Origin of the sequence: Neobacillus drentensis (assembly GCF_036966985.1) — a bacterium.
Lineage (GTDB): Bacteria > Bacillota > Bacilli > Bacillales > Cytobacillaceae > Neobacillus > Neobacillus drentensis_E.
Genome location: NZ_JBALSN010000042.1, coordinates 13,280 through 16,868, shown reverse-complemented (window position 1 = coordinate 16,868; position 3,589 = coordinate 13,280). Strand labels below are relative to the sequence as shown.

General features: G+C 40.0%; 4 protein-coding genes. All 4 read right to left on the bottom strand.

The annotated features are described in order from the left end of the window. Window positions 1–178: 178 nt before the first annotated feature. The 4 genes from ndoA to V7659_RS03010 all read right to left on the bottom strand — a co-directional run bounded on the left by ndoA (window position 179) and on the right by V7659_RS03010 (window position 3,387). Window positions 179–529, bottom strand: a complete 351-nt coding sequence (gene ndoA, locus V7659_RS03025) for a type II toxin-antitoxin system endoribonuclease NdoA (RefSeq protein ID WP_007083556.1) — start codon at window positions 527–529, stop codon at window positions 179–181. A gap of 4 nt (window positions 530–533) precedes the next feature. Then, a complete protein-coding gene (locus tag V7659_RS03020) occupies window positions 534–815 on the bottom strand; it encodes a CopG family ribbon-helix-helix protein (protein WP_007083557.1) in 282 nt (93 codons plus the stop codon). A 271-nt stretch (window positions 816–1,086) separates the two neighbouring features. Beyond that, entirely contained in the window at window positions 1,087–2,250 is a 1,164-nt protein-coding gene (gene alr, locus V7659_RS03015; protein WP_335538011.1) for an alanine racemase, read from the bottom strand. A 123-nt stretch (window positions 2,251–2,373) separates the two neighbouring features. Next, the gene (locus V7659_RS03010) at window positions 2,374–3,387 is read right to left on the bottom strand and encodes a LolA family protein (RefSeq protein ID WP_335538010.1); all 1,014 of its coding nucleotides are present in this window, start codon (window positions 3,385–3,387) and stop codon (window positions 2,374–2,376) included. Window positions 3,388–3,589: the final 202 nt, after the last annotated feature.

Genomic DNA, 3,589 nt, shown 5'->3' with positions numbered 1-3,589 from the left:
ACTCCCGCAGGAGTCTCGTGCCTTTCGCTCCAATCAACATAGTTAAAAAATCAACATAATCATTAAAACAGCCTTTATAAAAAAAATAGGCAAGCACAGTGGCTTGCCTTAGCAAATTTGAGTATGAGGACAGGATATGTATGAAAAAACGCTCTTTCTAGAAAGAGCGTGCTTTTAATTAAAATTCGATGAGACCCAGGCTTACCTGCAAGGCTTCATCCACTTTCTCCATCATTTCGTCATCGAGATGGGTGATTTTATCGGTTAACCGCTGCTTATCAATTGTACGAATTTGCTCTAACAGAATGACCGAATCTCGTTCAAATCCGTAGCGTTTCGCATCAATTTCTACATGAGTAGGAAGCTTGGCTTTTTGAATTTGAGCTGTAATCGCTGCAACAATCACTGTGGGACTAAACCGATTCCCGATGTCGTTTTGGATGACAAGTACAGGTCGGACGCCGCCTTGTTCAGAACCAACAACTGGGGATAGGTCCGCGAAATAAACGTCACCACGTTTGACTATCAAAGGATTATCCTCCGCTTACAAGACGTTCAACTGTGTGTTCTGCCTCATATTCTGCTAAAAATGCTTCTGATGCAATCCCTAGATTTATCTTGGCCATTTCCATGTATCCACGTCTCATCGACTCGCGAATTTGTCTCTTTTTACGTTCGCGTAAATACATTTTTGTTGCCTGGTAGATAAACTCGCTGCGGTTTACATTCTCTTGTTTCACAAAACCATCTAATTCAGTTAAAAGATGTTGCGGTAACTTCACTAAGATTTCCGTAGTTGCGCCGGATTCAGACACAAACATACACCTCCACCATCACTACACACCATTTTTATCTAACCAGAATTCCTTCTGATGCATAAACGCCACTACACATGATGAATCGCCTTTCGGCCTGTTTCACACAGTGAGTTTCATTTATTATCTGTACCATATTTAATAATAACATTAAACGAACCTATTGCATAGACTAATTATAATACTACTGTATTATAAGCCAATAAAAGACCCTTTTATGCACAAATCACCGCAATATCATAAATATGATGTAAAAACTTCATTTAGGCCTTTAATTTTCGAGAAGATAATTTTTTAAATCGACAACTTTTCCTCCTTGTTTATAAAGACGCGGAACCCGACTGGCAATGATACAAGGGACTTCATAATTAATGGTTTCTAGTTTTTTTGCAATTTCATTGATTGAAATAAACTGGTTTTCCTGAGCGCCCATTAATGTGATTGGTGTCCCAATCGGAACATGATATGGCAGGCGCACCATACATTGATCCATACAAATTCTACCGACAATCGGCGCCCTGGTCCCTTCTACAAGTACTTCTTGCCCTTGCAACTTACGGATCCAACCGTCTGCATACCCAATTGGAATGGTCCCAATCCACTCTTCACCGTTAGTTTCATAGGTTGCCCCGTAGCTCAATTTTTCACCCTTTGGCATTTTCTTGACATGGACAAGTCGAGTTCGAAGCGAAAAAGCCTCCTTTAGCTTGAAGGGAATTTTATCTTCCATCTCCAATGAAGGAGTTAATCCATACATCGCAATCCCAATCCGGACTGCATTAAAATAAGTCTTTGGAAAGCGCAAGGCTGCTGCACTATTGCTAGAGTGAACATATTCTGGTTTTTGATTGAGTGCAGAAACCATACTTTCGAATAAGGTTAGTTGCTGGTACATATAAGTTTCATCTAGTTCATCCGCCGTCGCAAAATGAGTAAAAATTCCTTCTAGATGAAATCGGCTATGTTCAGAAATCATTTGTTCCACGGCAATTAATTCCGGTACACTCCGCACGCCAATTCTCCCCATACCCGTGTCGACTTTGATATGAAAGGAAATTCGATCATCCGCTTTTACATATTTCAATGCCTCTTCTAGCCATTCCTTTTGAAAAACAGTAAGGGTGATATCAAATTTTGCTGCCACTTGGATATCTTCAGGACGAGAAGCTCCCAAAACGAGGATAGGCGCAGTAATCCCTTTATTCCTTAGAGCGATTGCCTCATCCATAAATGCAACAGCAAGATAGGCTGCCCCTGCTTTTAGTGCTGTTTTTGCGACTTGAACATCTCCATGCCCGTATGCATTGGCTTTCACAACTGCAATCACCCTCACCTCTTGAGGTAATTGCTTCTTAATGGAGGCAATATTGGCAGATATACAATCTAAATCAACTTCGGCCCATGTATCACGATAGAAAAAACCTTGCTCTTCCATGTTTCCACTTCCTAATAGCTTTAATTAAATATTTCCTTATTATCACAAAATTATCATACTACTGTTCCGTTCTACAAACAAACAAAAAAACAGGCCCAATAATGAGCCTGTTTTTTAAATGATTTATTTTACGGCTTCACCTTGGACAGATGCCGCCACCTCAATTAACTCTTCTTTAGTTAAGTTCTTAGAGGCAATCATGTAATCCACACCATTATGCGACCATGAGATCGAGTGGTCTGAAACAGCTCCAATCGTCATACCTAAGTCAACAATATCTCCTTCAACATAGGTTGGGTTGGCGGATGCTGTTTTTGCTGTAACTTTTTCTTGAACAAGGGTAAAAGATTTTTTACCATCGTAGGTGAGAACAACCCTTTTCCCATCTTCAAGTGCCACTTCTTTTTCCTCAATTAATTTGGTTCCTTTTAACTCCATGGTTGGATACATAACTGTAAAGGCATCATCGCCGCCGTCCGCCATGGCCGGTAAATTAAGCTGCGCACGTGTCATGTTTTTCTTCATATCGAAATCGTCCTTATCAAAGCTGGCATTAAATTTCACTTTAGAAAACTCTACCGTAACAAGGGCATTTCGATCCGGGTCCATTACTTTTACTACTGCAGGGGATAAATCGCTTTTATTTAGTTTAATCTCTTGGAATGGCAGCATTGTATTGTTTTGATAACGAGTTTTCGTTTCAAATACATAAAATTGTTTTGTGGTAGAGAACTTTGCACTTTTATCAGCAACAATGTCCTTAATCAATGATTCATACAAGTAGGCCTGGCTGCTGTTTTGCGGCCAATCGCTTTGGAAACGGAAGCTCTTATTTAGTGCAGGTGTCAGAACAAATACCCCTTGGTTATTCCTTAAGATCATCTGACTTTGGTCCTTTTGGGCGTTTTTCAAATTCACACGATAAAAGGTAGGATCCTTGTGCCAAATTTCCACATTATAAATTTGTGAATCAGAGCCCATTTTTAACGTCATTTTTGCATTCACCTTATAGCCACTTAAGTCATCTAGTTTCCCGGTTAGCTCTTTGACCACATCACCTTGTGATTTAGAGCCACAGGCAGCTAGTACAAAAATGACCATTAGCCCTGTAATTAGCAGCAACAACTTTTTCCTCATTCCTTCAACCCCTTCTTGTCTCATTTCATATGATTATGGAGAAGAGTAAGGCAGGGGTCAGGCAATGGAGTTTGCTATCCAAAATGACCATGGCTGACCTTGTCTCTCCTGTTTCCCTATGAATATATGAGACAACCTTTGGGATTATGATAAGGATGTTGCCAAGCTATTTATTTTTTAGGCCGTGTTAAACTAGTCTGTT